Origin of the sequence: Burkholderia sp. BCC1208, assembly GCF_902833095.1 — a bacterium.
Classification (GTDB): Bacteria; Pseudomonadota; Gammaproteobacteria; order Burkholderiales; family Burkholderiaceae; genus Burkholderia.
In genome coordinates, this window is the sequence record NZ_CADFDY010000016.1 from 1 (window position 1) to 15,690 (window position 15,690).

General features: G+C 69.7%; 13 protein-coding genes and 1 pseudogene. 4 read left to right on the forward strand and 10 right to left on the reverse strand.

What is annotated here, in order from left to right:
* Nucleotides 1–1,548: 1,548 nt before the first annotated feature.
* Nucleotides 1,549–2,106, reverse strand: coding sequence for a DapH/DapD/GlmU-related protein (locus HWX09_RS31930; protein WP_027785591.1), 558 nt, complete (start codon nucleotides 2,104–2,106; stop codon nucleotides 1,549–1,551).
* A gap of 332 nt (nucleotides 2,107–2,438) precedes the next feature.
* On the opposite strand from HWX09_RS31930, the gene HWX09_RS31935 reads away from it, so the two are divergent.
* A complete protein-coding gene (locus HWX09_RS31935; RefSeq protein ID WP_027785592.1) occupies nucleotides 2,439–3,053 on the forward strand; it encodes a glutathione S-transferase in 615 nt (204 codons plus the stop codon).
* A gap of 32 nt (nucleotides 3,054–3,085) precedes the next feature.
* Here HWX09_RS31935 and HWX09_RS31940 read toward each other — a convergent pair whose 3' ends face one another.
* Nucleotides 3,086–4,054: an ion channel gene (locus tag HWX09_RS31940; RefSeq protein WP_027785593.1), complete on the reverse strand. Its 969-nt coding sequence runs from the start codon at nucleotides 4,052–4,054 to the stop codon at nucleotides 3,086–3,088.
* Between the two features lie 165 nt (nucleotides 4,055–4,219).
* Nucleotides 4,220–5,239 carry a sulfate ABC transporter substrate-binding protein gene (locus HWX09_RS31945; protein WP_027785594.1) on the reverse strand — a complete coding sequence of 340 codons (1,020 nt, stop codon included), beginning with the start codon at nucleotides 5,237–5,239 and terminating at the stop codon, nucleotides 4,220–4,222.
* Nucleotides 5,240–5,690: 451 nt separating this feature from the next.
* Here HWX09_RS31945 and dapA point away from each other — a divergent pair, with 451 nt between their 5' ends.
* Nucleotides 5,691–6,584, forward strand: a complete 894-nt coding sequence (dapA, locus tag HWX09_RS31955; RefSeq protein WP_027785595.1) for a 4-hydroxy-tetrahydrodipicolinate synthase — start codon at nucleotides 5,691–5,693, stop codon at nucleotides 6,582–6,584.
* Between the two features lie 57 nt (nucleotides 6,585–6,641).
* Here the strand turns inward: dapA and HWX09_RS31960 are convergent.
* The 3 genes and pseudogenes from HWX09_RS31960 to HWX09_RS31970 form a co-directional block, all read right to left on the reverse strand.
* Nucleotides 6,642–7,023, reverse strand: a pseudogene (locus HWX09_RS31960) (type II toxin-antitoxin system VapC family toxin).
* Nucleotides 7,023–7,250 carry a hypothetical protein gene (locus tag HWX09_RS31965; protein ID WP_027785597.1) on the reverse strand — a complete coding sequence of 76 codons (228 nt, stop codon included), beginning with the start codon at nucleotides 7,248–7,250 and terminating at the stop codon, nucleotides 7,023–7,025. Before HWX09_RS31965 ends, HWX09_RS31960 begins: the two are co-directional and overlap by 1 nt.
* Nucleotides 7,251–7,346: 96 nt before the next feature.
* A complete protein-coding gene (locus tag HWX09_RS31970; protein ID WP_027785598.1) occupies nucleotides 7,347–8,399 on the reverse strand; it encodes a LysR substrate-binding domain-containing protein in 1,053 nt (350 codons plus the stop codon).
* 106 nt (nucleotides 8,400–8,505) lie between these two features.
* On the opposite strand from HWX09_RS31970, the gene HWX09_RS31975 reads away from it, so the two are divergent.
* Entirely contained in the window at nucleotides 8,506–9,777 is a 1,272-nt protein-coding gene (locus HWX09_RS31975) for an MFS transporter (protein WP_027785599.1), read from the forward strand.
* Between the two features lie 82 nt (nucleotides 9,778–9,859).
* Here the strand turns inward: HWX09_RS31975 and HWX09_RS31980 are convergent, their stop codons facing one another.
* A complete protein-coding gene (locus HWX09_RS31980; protein ID WP_027785600.1) occupies nucleotides 9,860–10,498 on the reverse strand; it encodes a glutathione S-transferase in 639 nt (212 codons plus the stop codon).
* Nucleotides 10,499–10,610: 112 nt separating this feature from the next.
* Here HWX09_RS31980 and HWX09_RS31985 point away from each other — a divergent pair, with 112 nt between their 5' ends.
* On the forward strand, nucleotides 10,611–11,531 hold the full coding sequence (locus HWX09_RS31985) for a LysR substrate-binding domain-containing protein (RefSeq protein ID WP_027785601.1): 921 nt from the start codon (nucleotides 10,611–10,613) through the stop codon (nucleotides 11,529–11,531).
* 15 nt (nucleotides 11,532–11,546) lie between these two features.
* On the opposite strand, the gene HWX09_RS31990 is transcribed toward HWX09_RS31985, so the two are convergent.
* From HWX09_RS31990 to HWX09_RS32000, 3 genes are read right to left on the reverse strand one after another with little or no spacing between them, the layout of a single operon-like run.
* Nucleotides 11,547–13,772, reverse strand: coding sequence for a xanthine dehydrogenase family protein molybdopterin-binding subunit (locus HWX09_RS31990; protein WP_027785602.1), 2,226 nt, complete (start codon nucleotides 13,770–13,772; stop codon nucleotides 11,547–11,549).
* A complete protein-coding gene (locus HWX09_RS31995; RefSeq protein ID WP_027785603.1) occupies nucleotides 13,769–14,770 on the reverse strand; it encodes a xanthine dehydrogenase family protein subunit M in 1,002 nt (333 codons plus the stop codon). Before HWX09_RS31995 ends, HWX09_RS31990 begins: the two co-directional genes overlap by 4 nt.
* Before the next feature lie 18 nt (nucleotides 14,771–14,788).
* Nucleotides 14,789–15,544 carry a 2Fe-2S iron-sulfur cluster-binding protein gene (locus HWX09_RS32000; protein WP_027785604.1) on the reverse strand — a complete coding sequence of 252 codons (756 nt, stop codon included), beginning with the start codon at nucleotides 15,542–15,544 and terminating at the stop codon, nucleotides 14,789–14,791.
* Nucleotides 15,545–15,690 lie beyond the last annotated feature (146 nt).

A 15,690-nucleotide genomic window follows, 5' to 3' on the forward strand; every position in this document is an offset into this window, starting at 1 on the left:
GGGCTTGGGGTTTGGGGTTTGGGGCTTGGGGCTTGGGGCTTGGGGCTTGGGGCTTGGGGCTTGGGGCTTGGGGCGGAAACGCCGGTGGAGGCCGCAAGGGCCACCGCCTGACCGGCGATTGGCGCTCGAACCCCGTCCGACAAGGGTTTCGGCGGCATCGGGCCGTCACCCTCACCGTTGAAATGCACAGCGTTCCGATTGGTCGGCGGCGACGGATGTCCACAATGCCGCGCCCTTCGGCCGATCGGGCTCGCGCGCTCACCGTTCGATTGCACAGCATTTCGAGTGGCGTCGGGACCGGGATGTCCACATCCGGAAATCGACATGCGGAGCGCTCGACCAGCGACGCTCACCGTTGAAATTCACAGCTTGGCGAGTGGATGCCGGCGGCAGATATCCACATCGGAAACCGCGCGTTTCGTCGGTCCGACTTTCACCCTCACCGTTCGAATACACAGGGTCGAGAGTGGGCTTGCCGACCGAATATCGTCGTGTGAACACGCAGGCCGTGCGATTGCCGGCCCGCACTCACCGTTGAAATGCACAGGGCTTCGACTGGCTGCGGCGGCAGTTGTCCACGCGCGGATCCGCGCCGTCTCCCGGCCATACGCCCACCCTCACCGTCGAATACCACAGCGCGTCGAGTGATCGGACGGGCCGGATATCCACATGGCCGAGCGCGCGCGATCGATGGCTGACGCATGTTTCGAAGGGTACCGACACGGGGCAATCCATACCGGGCGCCACGCGTCACCCGATCGCACGCCGATGCTCACCGTCGAAATACACAGTGCCGCGAGTCGTTTCGGCGGACGGATATCCACACCGGCAGGCACCTCGTCTTCGTTCGCAACCTTGCGTCTGCGCCTGACAGGAACACCGCTTCGCGCGGCATCGCGGTCGAACGGCCGCATCCCGACGGACTACGCCCCGAGCGCGGGCGCACGCTCACCATTGAATTGCACAGCGCGCCGAGTCGCTGGAGAAAGCGGATAAGTGCGTCGAAATCCGCACGTCGCGAAGCACGCACCGGCGCTCACCGTTAGAATGCACAGCCCTTCGATTGGGGCCGGATATCGACGTCGCCCGGTCCGCATGCCGGGATCACGCACGCGCGCCATTCGGCTAGAATGCGCGTCGCGCCGAACCGGCTCCGGCCCGAAACCCGCGCCGGAGCAGGCGCACCGCCGGATCGGGCGCGACACTCACCATTGAATTTCACAGCATTTCGCTTCGTCTTGCCGCGAGTTGTCCACAACCCGCTTCATGTATCGCGCAGCATCCGGTCATCCTCACCTGTGAAAACCACAGGGCGCCGAGTCGTTTCGAAGCGCGGATATCCACAACCGGTGCGCGGGCGAATCTTCATCTGCCGAGCGACGGACAACTCGGCGCGCGACAACCGGGGAAAGCCGGAAAGGCTTGTCCGGACGGCCTCGGCGGCACACTCACCGTTCAAATGCACAGCGTTTCGAGTGGTCGCGGCGGCGGGTTGTCCACATCCCTTCGACGCTGCGTCATCGCGCCGGCACGTGCGCCCGGGCGAAGTTATTCCGCGATCGACCGGATGATCCTTGCCGGATTGCCGCCGACCAGCGTATTCGGCGGAACGTCCCCGGTGACGACGGCCGCGGCCGCGACGACCGCGTTCTCGCCGATCGTCACGCCGCCGATGATCGTCGCACCCGCGCCGATCCACACGTTCCGCTCGATCACGATCGGCTTCGCGACCACGCAGTCGCGCCGCCGCGAAGGCTCGACCGGATGACCGGACGTGATGAGGCTGACGTTCGGGCCGATCATCACGTCGTCGCCGATCTCGAGTCCGCCCAGATCGTAGAACGTGCAGTTCTGGTTGACGAACACGTTGCGTCCGAGCTTCATGCCGGTGCCGCCCGTCGCATGGAATGGCGGGATCAGTACGAAACCGTCGTCCACCTGCGTGCCGATCAGTTCACCGAACAATGCGCGCACGTCCGCCGCATCGTCGAACGTCAGGCGGTTGAGCCGCGCGGTGATCGCCATCGCCCGTTTGATCTCGGCCACCATGGTCGCCGATTCGGATGTCCTGCGCGCAATGATCGTGGTGCGATCGTCGTTTGCCATGCGTGATGGGTCTCCAGTAAATGCGGGGTTGCGTGATGGGTTGTCGATTGCGGGCGAGCGGCCGATTGCGTTGCCGGTGCACGGGTACTGCAGGATGGGCCGGGCACATTGTAGTGATGCCGATTTTCCGCCGGGATTTTCGAGAGTTTTCATAACTAGTTTTTGTATAACTAGTTATTTATTGAATTCCCGTCACATAAAGGCTTCACCGCAACTGAATCGGGCGCCCCTGGTCGGGAGCCGCTAGCCGGGCGCCCCTGTCCCAACCTCCCGGGCTCGGGTACGCTTGAGCATCCACCGGATCGACACCTGCACCCAAACGCGGAGGCGCGATGAAGCTCTACTACTGGCCGAAGACCCGGGCATTCCGGGCGCTGTGGATGCTCGAGGAAACCGGCGTGGTGTACGAACTCGTGCCGATCGACCTGCGCTCGCACGAACAGGGCAGCGACGCGTTCGTGCAGGTCAACCCGATGGCCAAGCTGCCCGCGCTCGACGACGGCGGCGCCCCGTTCGCCGAATCGGGCGCCGTGCTGCTTTATCTCGCCGACCGCTGCCCGGCTGCCGGGCTCGGCGTCGCGCCCGACGATCCGCTGCGCGGCCGTTTCCTCCAGTGGATGTTCTTCACGCCGACCTGCCTCGAACCGGCGATGGCCGAGAAATTCACCGGCGCGTCGGGCAATCCGGTCGCGTTCGGCTGGGGCAACATCGCGCGCGTGCAGCGGGCCCTCGCACAAGCACTCGCCCACGGCCGCTGGCTCGTCGGCGAGCGCTTCACCGCGGCCGACCTGCTGCTCGCGAGCACGCTGAAGATCGCGTTCGACGCGCATCTGCTTCCGCACGAAGGCGTGCTCGGCGACTACGTCGCGCGTGCCGAGGACCGCGACGCGTTCCGCCGCGCGGCCGCGATCGAACAGCGCGAAGCGGCGCGTCTGCTGCACGCGTGACGCGCAACGGGGCGGCGCCCCACCGCCCTTGATCACGCCTGCGCGGCCGGCCCCGCCGCCGACGCGCCCGCGTCGATCACCACGCCAGGCGACCCGCGCTCGTCGGTATCGATCTCGATCGGCACGACGTCGTGAAAATGCGTGTAATCGATGTGCGTGATGCCGTCCTCGTCGTGCATCAGGTCCACATAGCGGTGGCGCCAGCGGATCTCGCCATGCGCCCACGAATGACGCGCCTGCATGACTTGCGCGGTGGTCTCGTCCGAACCCTCGATCGTGATCAGCAGCGACGCGTCGCGCGCGGCGAGCGATTCGGGCGTCTCGCCGAACAGCGCGCTCGACTCGTCGATCACGTGCATCAGGTTCCAGCCGAGCAGGAAGACCGGATGCTCGTTGCGCACGAGCGGCAGGTCATGAATCTTGCGCAGCGAGTAGCCCTCGTGCGTGCCCTCGACGCGCATCAGCCGAAGTTTCGCCTGCGCCTCGGCAATCACGTTCTGGCGAGCATTCGCGGCGCGCACCATCAGCGTCATCCGGCCGTTCAGCGGCCGCACGATCGCGTAGCGCGCGAACAGGATCTTCGCCTGCGGCCGCGAAAAACGCGCGAACACGAGCCCCGTGGCCAGCGCGATGCCCGACATCCCGACGAAGATCTCGAACGTCGCGACGAGGTGCGCATAAACCGTCTGCGGATGCATGTCGCCGTAGCCGACGGTCGCGAGCGTCTCGACGCTGAAGAAGAACGCGCCGCCGAAGCCCGCCGGCGACTGGTTCGCGATCGACGCATGGCCGAGCAGGTAGAGCGTCGCGAAGCCGCCGTTGAGCAGCAGGAACAGCACCGCGAGCGACAGGAAGAACACGGGCCAGCTCACCGTCAGCGCGCGGTGATAGAAATCGCGCCAGCCGAGGGGCGGCATCCCGTATGCGATCACCGGCCGGGTGCCCGACCAGATCTTGCGGCCACGGCCGCGGGAGGCAGGGGAGGACGAATCGACATTCATCGCGCGGGGCCGGTTACGGGGAGGCGATGAGCGTAGCACGCGCGGCAGCGGTCGGGAATGCGGGCCGGTTCGGAACGGAAATCCGCCGGCTAGACGCAAAAAAAGCCGGCCGCACGAGCGGCCGGCTGCGTCGTCATGCGGACGCGCGCGTGGCGCGCGCCGCGATTACTTCCGGTCGACGATCACCTGATCGAACGTGCCGCCGTCGGCGAAATGGGTCTTCTGCGCGTTCGCCCAGCTGCCGAAGACCTGCTCGACGCTGAAGGTCTTCAGCGCCTTGAACTCGGCCGCATGCTTCTTCAGCACGGTCGCGTCGCGCGGGCGCAGATGGTGCTGCGCAATGATCTCCTGCGCTTGCGGCGTATACAGGTAGTCGAGATACGCCTGCGCGACCTTGCGCGTGCCTTTCTTGTCGACCACCTTGTCGACGACGGCGACAGGCGGCTCCGCCAGGATGCTCGCCGACGGATACACGGCGTCGAACTGCGCGCCCGAGGCGCCCGTGTCCATCAGCGCAACCTCGTTCTCGAACGTGACGAGCACGTCGCCGATGCCGCGCTGCGTAAACGTCGTCGTGGCGCCGCGACCGCCCGAATCGAGCACCGGCACGTTGCGGAAGATCGCCTTCTCGAAGTCGAGCGCCTGCTGGTCGGTCGCGCCCTTCTGCTTCTGGAAGCCCCATGCGGCGAGATACGCATAGCGGCCGTTGCCCGACGTCTTCGGGTTCGCGATGATCACCTGGACGCCCGGCTTCGCGAGATCGCTCCAGTCCTTGATCGCCTTCGGGTTGCCCTTGCGCACGAGGAACACCATCGTCGTCGAGTACGGCGAGCTGTTGTCCGGGAAGCGCGCGCGCCAGTCCTTCGGCAGCAGCTGGCCGCGCTCGGCGAGCAGGTCGATGTCGTTCGGCTGGTTCATGGTCACGACGTCGGCCTGCAGCCCCTGCAGCACCGACAGCGCCTGCGCGCTCGACGCGCCGTGCGACTGCTTGATCGTGACCGTCTCGCCGGTCTTCTGCTTGTAGGCGGCGGCAAAGCTCGCGTTGATGTCCTTGTACAGCTCGCGCGTCACGTCGTACGACACGTTCAGGATCGACGTGTCCGCGTGCGCGGCCGCCGCCGCCACGACCAGCGCCGCCGCCGCGCCCGTGTGCAGCCAGCGGCCGATCCCCTTGATGCTTGCCATCGTGATGTGCCCCGTTTCCAGTGGTGGTGAATGTGCGTGACCGCACGCGTACGCGCCGTCATCGAAACGTAAGCGGGCATTCTAGCGGCCGGGCGCAGCGCGCCTTCCAATCAGTCGTGGAAAGCAAATCTCGAATCCTGCTAAACGGAGACCAGGGCTCGCGCGCCCCGTCGCCCCGGTGTTAAGATCGCCGCTCAGCCCACTCACGGTTCATCCATGTCCGCTATCCTGCGCTCGCCCTCGATCCTCGCCGCCGTCGCGGCAGGTGCGCGCGCGGCCGGGCTGAAACTGAAAAAACGACTCCTCGACTGACGGGGACGTCGCGTCCCGTCAGGCGAATGCCGGACGGGATGCCCGCAGGTCGTTTCTTTCTCCTTGCATGCACGCCTCGCTCCGGCACTGCGCCGGCGGAACGGTTCCTTCCCACTCCGTTTCCATCATGAGGCTTTGCATGAACACACGTTTCGAAGGTATCTGGCTGCCGATCGTCACGCCGTTCCACCACGGCGAGGTCGATCACGCGGCGCTCGCGCGGCTCGCGCGCCACTATGCGGCCGCCGGCATCGCGGGCTTCGTCGCGGGCGCGACGACCGGTGAAGGCGTGCTGCTCGACGCGCGCGAACAGGACGCGGTGTTCGCGACGCTGCGCGACGCGGCGCCCGGGCTGCCGATCGTCGTCGGGCTGACCGCGAGCGCGACGCACTTCGCGACCGCCCGCGCGCGGGAACTAGCGGCGCTGCGCCCCGACGGGCTGCTCGTCACGCCGCCCGTCTACGTACGGCCGACGCAGGACGGCATCCGCCGCCATGTCGAGACGATCGTCGACGCGGCCGACCTGCCCGTGCTCGTCTACAACATCCCGTACCGCACCGGCGTGAACGTCGAACTGGACACGCTGCAGGCGCTCGCACGCGATCCGCGCGTCGCGGGCATCAAGGAATGCGGCGGCACGCTCGACCGGATGAGCCGGCTCGTGCACGACACGCCGCTCGCGATCCTGTCCGGCGACGACAACCAGAATTTCGCGGCGATGTGCGCGGGGGCACACGGCGCGATCGCGAGCAGCGCGCACGTGCTGCCCGAATGGCACGTGCGGATTCATGCGTTGCTGCGCGACGGGCGGCTCGCCGACGCGCGGCGCCTTTCGGTCGCGCTGCAGCCGCTCGTCGCGGCGCTGTTCGCGGAACCCAACCCGGCGCCGGTGAAGGCCGTGCTCGCCGCGCAAGGATGGTGCGAGGACGGGTTGCGGCTGCCGTTCGTGCCGGCGAGCGACGGGTTGCGGGAGAGGCTGGGCAGGCTCTGTGCGGCGCTCGAGGAAATCGAACCGCACGCTGCGGCTGCATGAACGGCCCGTCATGCATTGGGGGCCGGCGACCGCCGGCTTCCCGCCTGGCAGATTGTTTCAGACTGTCAGGACCACAGACATGCCGTACCGGGCGAGATGCCCATCGGCAGTGACGAGCTGCAGGGGGTTCATGCTGGGCCTGCGCAACGAGCAGCCGATCGAACGGGTCGCGATGATGGCTCGGCAAGTTGCGCACGGCTGCCCCGTGTACGGCCCGGACCGGCAGTTCGCGGAACCCGCTCGCCCGAAGCGCGCGGACTAGCCGATCCACATCGACATCGAGCTTCCCCAAGCCGGCCTTGATGGCGGCTTCCCAGATACTCGCGCTGCTGACGAACCGCTCGTCGGCATCCGAGATCAGCCTGCGCGCTCGGGCGCTGAGCTTTGGGTCATCGGTCACGCTCCACAAGAAGATGTGCGTATCGAGCAGCAACCGCATCAGCGCCCTTCGAAAGCAGCCAGCAAGTCGTCGGGCAGCGGTGCGTCGAAGTCGTCCGCAATCCGGACCTGACCTTGCAGGAGGCCAAACCGAACGGGCCGTTTGACGGATACGGACCGATCCCCGGATGCTGTCGGGTTCGAGATCGCGATTTCCTCGCCGGAAACCGAAACGTCGACTTGTTGCGATGGATCGGCCGTGGTGCCGGGAATATTTGCGCGTTGCATGATGACCTCCGCGTTGGATGCCACCACTGTAGTCAAGTCCGCCAGGATGATCCATTCAGCCGAACGGGGGATGCCAAACCGGATCTCGGCGGCTCATCACGCCGCGAGCGCCGCCCCCGCCCCCTCCGTCGCCCCCCGCACCGCCTGCGTCACGATCCGCGCAAGCCGGTCGACCGTCGGGGTCGCCGACGACGTGCGCCGCAACAGGATCAGCGGCAGGCTCGGCAATGCAGGCAGCCCGAACGACGCCGCGTCGAGCACGCGCACCGATGCGGGCAGCCCGTAATGCGAGCGCACCGTCAGCCCGAGGCCCGCCGCCGCGGCCGCCCATAGCCCGGCCAGGCTCGGCGTCGTGAACGCGACGCGCCACGGCACGCCGGCGCGATCGAGCGCATCGGTCGCCGCGCCGAAGAACCGGCACGGCCGGTCGAACACGACGAGCGGCAACGGCTCGCCCGTCGCACGCACGGCACGGCCGCCGGTTTCACCGACACCGCCCTCCACGCCCGCGTCCGCACCGCCATCCGGCACACCGACACCACCGGCCGCCACCGCGCCGATCCATTGCATCGGCACCTGCGCGATCGCGTCGCCGTCGATCCCTGCCCGCGACACGAGCGCCGCCGACGCCGGATCGCCCCACACGAGCGCCAGGTCGAGCTGGTTCGCATCGAGCCGGTCGAGCAGATCGGCGTTGCGCGCCACGCGCGCCTCGATCCGCACCTTCGGATGCGCACGCGCGAACCGCCCGAGCACGTCCGGCAGGATCGCCTCGCCGAAATCCTCCTGCAGCCCGACCCGTACCCAGCCGTCGAGATTCACGCCGCGCACGGCCGCGGCCGCCTCGTCGTTCAGCTCGATCATCCGCCGCGCGTAGCGCAGCATCGCATCGCCGGCATCGGTCAGTGCGAGCCCGCGCCCGGCTTTCACGAACAGCGGCGTGCCGGCCTGCTCCTCGAGCTTGCGGATCTGCGCGCTCACCGCCGACGACGAGCGCGCGACGCGGTCCGCCGCCTTCGCGAAACTGCCGAGATCCACGCCCGCGACGAGACTGCGCAGCGCCGCGACGTCGAAGTTGGGGCGCGCCAGCGCGGCGTCGGCCACCGCGAGCGGCTCGCCGCCGTCGCGCGGAATGTCTTGTCCAGGCATCTCAATCATCCTGTTTCATCGAACGATTAATCAAAAACTTTCCGATTTTCAGGATGAATGTAGGCCGCCAGACTGTGTACGTCAACTTCGAACCGGGCCTGCCGTCATGGATACCTCGTGCATCGCTTCCCCCTCTTCGCCTGCCCGCGACGTGCGCGGGCCGGCCCATCGCTGGCGCGTGCTGGCCGCCGGCGTCGCCGCCAACATGAGCTTTTCGGCCGCCGCGGCCGGCATTCCGACCACGGCCGTGTGGATGCGCACCGCCTATCACCTCGACAACGGCGCGCTCGGCCTCGTGCTCGGCGCGCTCGGCTTCGGCGTCGCGTTGTCCGAGCTGCCGTGGGGAATCGCCGCCGACCGCTTCGGCGACCGCCGCGTGCTGCTGACCGGGCTCGTCGCGACGGCCGCGATGCTCGCGTTGATGATGGTCACGATCGCCCCGACCGCGCACGCGGTGCCGCCGCTCATGCGCGTCGTCACGGCAATGGGGGGCGTCGGCCTGCTCGGCGGCAGCGTGAACGGGTCGAGCGGGCGGGCGGTGATGCGCTGGTTCGGCGAGCGCGAACGCGGGCTCGCGATGAGCATCCGCCAGACGGCCGTGCCGCTCGGCGGCGGCCTCGGCGCGGCGCTGCTGCCGGCGCTTGCCTCGCATGCCGGCTTCGCCGCGGTGTTCGGCGCGCTGATGCTGCTGTGCGCGGGATCGGCCGCGCTCACCTGGCGCTGGCTGCACGAGCCGCCCGCCGAGCCGGCCGCGGCGCACCTCGACACGCGTCGCGCCGCCCGCCGGTCACCGGCCGCCGGCCCCGCGCGCAACCCGCTCGCGAGCGGCCCCGTGTGGCGCATCGTGCTCGGCATCGGCGTGCTGTGCACGCCGCAATTCGCGGTGCTCACGTTCGCGACGGTGTTCCTGCACGACTTCGGCCGGCTCGGCCTCGCCGGCATCAGCGCGGCGATGGTCGCGCTGCAGCTCGGCGCGATGGCGATGCGCGTCTGGAGCGGCCGCCATACCGACCGGCACGGCAACCGGCGCGCGTACCTGCGCGGTTCCGTGTTCGTCGCGGCCGGGTCGTTCGCGCTGCTCGCCGCGGCGACGGCCGGCAGCCCGCACGTGCCGCTCGCCGCGATCGTCGCGATTCTCGTGTTCGCCGGCATCTGCGTGTCGGCATGGCACGGCGTCGCGTATACGGAGCTCGCGACGCTCGCGGGCGCGAACCACGCGGGCACCGCGCTCGGGATGGCGAACACGATCGTCTATCTCGGGCTGTTCGCGACGCCGCTCGCGATTCCGCCGCTGCTCGCCGCGAGTTCGTGGAGCGTGGTATGGCTCGCGGCGGCGCTGATCGCGGGCGCGACCTATCCGCTGTTCGCGGCGAAATAGCCGCCGCCCGTTTCACGCGGGCGGTGCCGGCGGTGCGGGCGGCACGGGCAGCGCGGCGAAGCTCCCGACGCCCGCGCCCCCGTCAAACCGCCTCGCGCGCCAGCGCACGCCGTGCGGCCGGCCGTTCGGCCTCGCGCTGCGCATGAGCGGTCCATGCCGGATGCCGCGTCATGTCGAGCCCGATCGCGACGCCCCAGCGATACAGCACGAGCAGGAACGGATCGACGATCGAATGCGCGCCCGGTTCGGCCCACGTGCGGCCGTCGGCGAGCGCGGCTTCGATCGATGCGTTCGCGGCATCGATCGTGCCGCGCCCGTGCGCGCTGATCGCGCCGTGCAGGGCCGGATCGTCGATGAAGCGGCCCGGCCGCCACAGCGCGCCGTAGCCGACGCCATGCACCCAGCCGACCAGCCAGGCGAGCCATTCGTGGCACCGCGCCTCGCGCAGCGGATCGCCGAGCGGCAGCAATTGCGCGTCCGGGTAGCGCCGCGCGAGATACGTGAGGATCGCCGGCGTTTCGGTCAGCACGCGCGGCTCGCCCGGAATCGCGAGCACCGGCACGCGCGCCTTCGCGTTGATCGCGAGGTAGCGCGCTTCGAAGTTCTGCCGCTCCTTCACCGAGACGATCTCGATGTCGAACGGCGCGCCGGTTTCCTCCAGCGCGATGTGGGCGGCGAGCGAGCAGGCGCCCGGCGAAAGATAGAGACGGTATGCGTTCATGGCGATGTGGCCCGACGGGGCTGTGGAAGACGGAACCGAGTGTAGGAACGCCTGCCGATGCGCGGCAAACGATGAATTGTCGTGCTCGGACATTAGTGTTACTAATACCCGCATGCGACGCATCCACCTCCCTCCGCTGCAGACGCTGCGCGCGTTCGAGACCGCCGTGCGGCTGCAGAGCTTCACGCGCGCGGCCGACGAGCTCGCGCTCACGCAGGGCGCGGTCAGCCAGCACATCCGCGCGCTCGAGGCGCAGCTCGGCTATCCGCTTTTCACGCGCGAACGCAACGGCGCGACGCCGACGCACGCCGCGCACGCCCTCGCGCTGCAGGTACGCCAGGGCCTGAGCGTGCTCGAACGCGCGTTCGAGCCGACGCTGGCGGTGCGCCGCCGCCCGCGCACCTGCGACGTGACGCTGAACGTGAGCGTGCTGCCGAGCGTCGCCGAGCGCTGGCTCGCGCCGCGCCTGCCGCGCTTCGCGGCCGCGCATCCGCACATCTCGATCTCGCTGCATCCGGACGTGGCGCTCGCGCCGCTGCGCAAGCGCGACCGCATCGACGTCGCGCTGCGCTACGGGCCCGGCACGTGGCCCGGCGTCGTCGCCGAGAAGCTGATGAACGAGACGATCTTTCCGGTCGCGAGCCCCGCCTACCGCAATCGTGACGGCGTCGTGCCGCGCACGCCGGCCGACCTCGTGCGCGCGACGCTGCTGCGCCATCCCGCGCAGCCGTGGGAACCGTGGTTCCAGGCCGCGCGGCTCGACCTCACCGAATCCGCGCGCGCACCGCGCTTCACCGATGCGAACGCGCTGATCGATGCGGCGCGGCAAGGCCGCGGCGTCGCGCTCGCGCGCCGCTCGCTGATCGAGCCCGAACTCGCGGACGGCACGCTCGTGCGCGTGTCGACGGTACGCATCACCGACGTGTACGCGCACTACGTCGTGTGGCGCCCCGGCCATCCCCGCGAAGCGGCGATCCGCACCTGGCTCGACTGGCTGCGCAGCGAAGTGCGGCGCAGGACGCCGCGGCGCTGACGCCGACGCCGACGCTCATGCGCGCATCGGCATCGCCACCTTGTCGAGCGTGATCGGCAGATCGCGCACCCGCACGCCGGTCGCGTGATAGACCGCATTGGCGATCGCGGCCGGCACGCCGGTGATGCCGATCTCGCCGATGCCGCGAATACCGAGCGGATTGAAATGCGTGTCGCTTTCGTCGACGAAACTCACGTCGAGCTCGCCGATGTCCGCGTTCACGGGGACATGATATTCAGCGAGATTCGCGTTCGTGAAGCGGCCGTGCCGCACGTCCAGATGCGAGCCCTCCTCGAGCGCGGTGCCGAACCCCCACACCATCCCGCCGATCAACTGGCTGCGCGCCGTCTTCGCGTTGAGCAGCCTGCCGACGCTGTAGACACCGACGATACGCGGAACGCGAAGCGTGCCGAGCTCGGCATCGACGTGCACTTCGGCAAACACCGCGCCGAACGAATGGGACGCATAGCGCGACTTCTCGTCGCCCGGCTTCGTCGTCGCCTGCGCGTCGATCGGCCGGCCGCCCGCGCGCGCGATCACCGCCGCGGCCGGATCGCGCCGCGACGGGTCGCCGCGATGCACGACCCAGCCGTCGTCGACCGTCACGTCGTCGGCCGCGGCGCCGTGCAGCGGCGAGCCCGGATCGGCGATCGCCAGCGCAATCAGTTGGGCGCGCGCCTGTAACGCGGCCTCGCGCACGGCCGGCGCCACGCTCGCCGCCGACTGCGAGCCGCCCGATACCGGCGCGCGCGGCAGGCTGGAATCGCCGAGCGCGAAGCGCACGTTCTGCGGCGCGAAACCGAGCGCGTCGGCCGCGACCTGCGTCATCACCGTGTAGGTTCCGGTGCCGATGTCCTGCGTGCCCGACGCGACTTCGGCCGTGCCGTCCGGCAAGATGCGCGCACGCGCCGACGCTTCGCTGCGGTTCGCCGGATACGTGGCGGCCGCCATCCCGAGGCCGATCAGCGTGTCGCCGTCGCGCATCGTGCGCGGCGCGCCGGTGCGGCGCGACCAGCCGAAGCGCCGTGCGCCGGCCTCGTAGCACTCGCGCAGCTTGTTGCTCGACCACGGCTTGCCGTCCTGCGGATCGACCTCCGCGTAATTCGCGAGCCGCAGCGCGACCGGGTCCATTCCGAGCCGCCACGCGAGCTCGTCCATCGCCGATTCCAGCGCGAACGAGCCGGACGCCTCGCCGGGTGCGCGCATGAACGTCGGCGTGCCGACGTTCAGCGACACGATCCGGTGCGTGGTCGCGTGGTTCGGCACCGCGTACATGATCCGCGCGGGCATCCCGCACATTTCCGTCCAGTCCTCGAACGTCGACGTCGTGACGATCGAGTCGTGACGCATCGCCGTCAACGTCCCGTCCTGGCGTGCGGCCAGCACGACGCGCTGTTCGGTGAGCGGCCGGCCGCCGACCGGGCCGAACATCTGCGGCCGCGTCAGCGCAAGGCGAACCGGGCGCCCCACCTGCTTCGCGGCCATCGCGCACAACGACACGTGCGACCACGACGAACCCTTGCAGCCGAAGCCGCCGCCGAGGAACGGCGAAATCACGCGCACCTGTTCCGGCGCGAGGCCGAACACGGCGGCCACCGCGGTGCTCGCGCCCGACACGCCCTGCGTCGCATCGTGCAGCGTGAGCGTCGGGCCGTCCCAGTGCGCCATCGTCGCGTGCGGCTCGATCGGGTTGTGGTGCTGCATCGGCGTCGTATAGGTGGCGTCGATGCGCACCGCACCTTCGCGCAGGCCGGCCTCGACGTCGCCGCGCTGCGTGTCCATCGGGCGCCCCTGCTGCTTCGGCGGCACGCGCGCGCCGCGCTTCGCCTGCGCGAAATCGAGCGCGGCATCGGTCGCGCGATAGCGCACCCGCACGGCATTCGCGGCGTCGGTCGCCTGCTCGAGCGTTTCGGCGACGACGACCGCGACGGGCTCGTTGCTGTAGCGCACCGTGTCGTCCTGCAGCAACGTGAGCCGGCGCCCGGCGGGCGGCGACAGCGGCGGCCGGCCGCCGTTGGGCAGCCGCATCGCGTTCTCGTGCGTGATCACCATCAGCACGCCCGGCATCGCGCGCGCGCGTGCCGCATCGATCGATTCGATGCGTCCGGCCGCGATCGTGCTCGTCACGAGCACCGCGTGCGCGAGCCGCGCATCGGGAAACTCGGCCGCGTAGTGCGCGCCGCCCGTCACCTTGAGTACGCCGTCGACACGGTCGAGCGGCTGTCCCGTCAGCGTGTTCATGCGGCACCTCCCGTCGCCGAAGCCGCCATTTTCACTGCGCGCACGATCGAGCGCTGCGCGAGCGCGACCTTGAATCCATTGCCGTCGAGCGGCCGCGCATCGCGCAACGCAAGCGCGGCCGCCTCGCGCAGCGTCGCGTCGGTCGGTGCGCGGCCCGCGAGATGCGCTTCCGCCTCCATCGCACGCAACGGCTTGTGCGCGACGCCGCCGAGCGCGATCCGCGCGTCGGCGACGCGCGGGCCGTCCATCCGCAGGGCCGCCGCGACCGACACCAGCGCGAACGCATAGCTCGCGCGATCCCGCACTTTCAGATAGTGCGCATGGTCGGCGAAGCGCGGCGGCGGCAAGTCCACCGCGGTGATCAGTTCGCCCGGTTCGAGCGTCGTATCGAGATCGGGCCGATCGCCCGGCAACCGGTGAAACGAGGTGATCGGAATCTGCCGTGCGCCGCGCGGGCCGCTCACCTGCACGACGGCGTCGAGCGCGGCGAGCGCGACGCTCATGTCCGACGGGTTCACCGCCACGCACTGCGGACTCGCGCCGAGGATCGCGTGCATCCGGTTATGGCCGCCGATCGCCGCGCAGCCGCTGCCCGGCGCGCGCTTGTTGCACTGCGCGAACGCGGAATCGTAGAAATACGGACAGCGCGTGCGTTGCATCAGGTTGCCGCCGACGGTCGCCATGTTGCGCAATTGCGCGGACGCGCCGGCAAGCAGCGCCTGCGACAGCAGCGGATAGTCGGCGCGGATGCGCGGATGATCGGCCGCATCGCTGTTGCGCACGAGCGCACCGATGCGCACACCGCCGCCGGGTAGCGCATCGACCGTATCGAGGCCCGCGATGCGCGTGATGTCGATGAGCGTGACGGGCCGCGCGACGCCGCCCTTCATCAGGTCCAGCAGGTTCGTGCCGCCACCGATGAATGCCGCGCCGGGCCGTTGCGCCGCGCGCACGGCGCCGGCGACGTCGGTCGCGCGTTCGTAGGAAATCGCTTCCATTGCGCTGCCCTCCGTCGGCTAGCCGTGCGCCGCATGCGCGGCGCGCACGGCGGCGACGATGTTCGGGTACGCGCCGCAGCGGCACAGGTTGCCGCTCATGCGCTCGCGGATCTCGTCGTCCGACAGTTGCGCGGGACCGCGCCGCACGTCGTCGGTGGCGGCACTCCCGGCGCCCGCCGCGAACTCGTCGAGCAGCGCGGTCGCCGAGCAGAGCTGGCCGGACGTGCAGTAGCCGCACTGGAACGCATCGTATTCGACGAACGCGCGCTGCACCGGGCTCAGCACGCCGCCGCGCGCCAGCCCTTCGACGGTCGTGATCCGCTCGCCTTCGTGCATCACCGCGAGCGTCAGGCATGCGTTGATGCGCCGCCCGTCGACGAGCACCGTGCACGCGCCGCACTGCCCGCGATCGCAGCCTTTTTTCGTGCCCGTGAGCCTGGCGTATTCGCGCAGTGCGTCGAGCAGCGTGACGCGCGGCTCGAGCTGCAGCGTGTACGCCCGCCCGTTGATGTCGAGATGCACGGGCCGCGCCGGCACCGTATCGCGGCGGGGCGCGGCCGGTGCGGATGCCGCGTGCGGCGGCTGCGGATGAACGTGCGAGGCGGCGCCGACGGTCGCCGCCGCTGCCGCGGATTGCAGGAAGCGCCGCCGCGCGGCGCTGGACGGCGTATCGTGCGGCAACGGCGGCGCCGTCGAATGGCCGGGCCCGAGCGGCGACGGGGCGGCGTCGCGCGCCGGTTCGGCGGGCGGAAAATCGGGTCGATCGCTGGACATGGCTTCTGCTCGCTCCATGGTTGAGGGACGCAGATGTGCCGCCCGTGCCCGGATGGCAGCGCGGGCGGCATGCGCAGCGGCAAAGAGCAATTCCGGTGCCGCGAACCCGCGGAGAGCCGCGCCCATGCGCGGTGCCGGCGCCGGTC